The organism is Nonomuraea rhodomycinica (genome assembly GCF_013363995.1).
Classification (GTDB): Bacteria; Actinomycetota; Actinomycetes; order Streptosporangiales; family Streptosporangiaceae; genus Nonomuraea; species Nonomuraea rhodomycinica.
Genome location: NZ_JABWGO010000069.1, coordinates 1 through 290, shown reverse-complemented (window position 1 = coordinate 290; position 290 = coordinate 1). Strand labels below are relative to the sequence as shown.

Below are 290 nucleotides of genomic sequence, written 5' to 3'. Positions count from 1 at the left end.
GCTACCGCGTCGCCGCCGCGGTCGAGAAGGCCCTGGAGAGCCGCTGGGGCGGCCCGCTGCTGAAGGAGGCTCCGGCCCGGTGACGACCACGAAGATGTCCTACGACGAGGCGCTCGACCGGTTCGAGCCGGTGCTGGGCCTGGAGACGCACGTCGAGCTGGGCACCGCCTCGAAGATGTTCGGCGGCTGCCGCACGATGTTCGGCGCGCCGCCGAACACGCAGGTCTGCCCGACCTGCCTGGCGCTGCCCGGCTCGCTGCCGGTGGCCAACGCCCAGGCGATCGAGGCGC

Annotated in this window: 1 pseudogene; it reads left to right on the top strand. The window is 73.4% G+C overall.

Annotated features, from left to right (window positions below):
* Positions 1–94: 94 nt before the first annotated feature.
* Positions 95–290, top strand: a pseudogene (locus HT134_RS44455) (Asp-tRNA(Asn)/Glu-tRNA(Gln) amidotransferase subunit GatB); the annotation flags it as partial.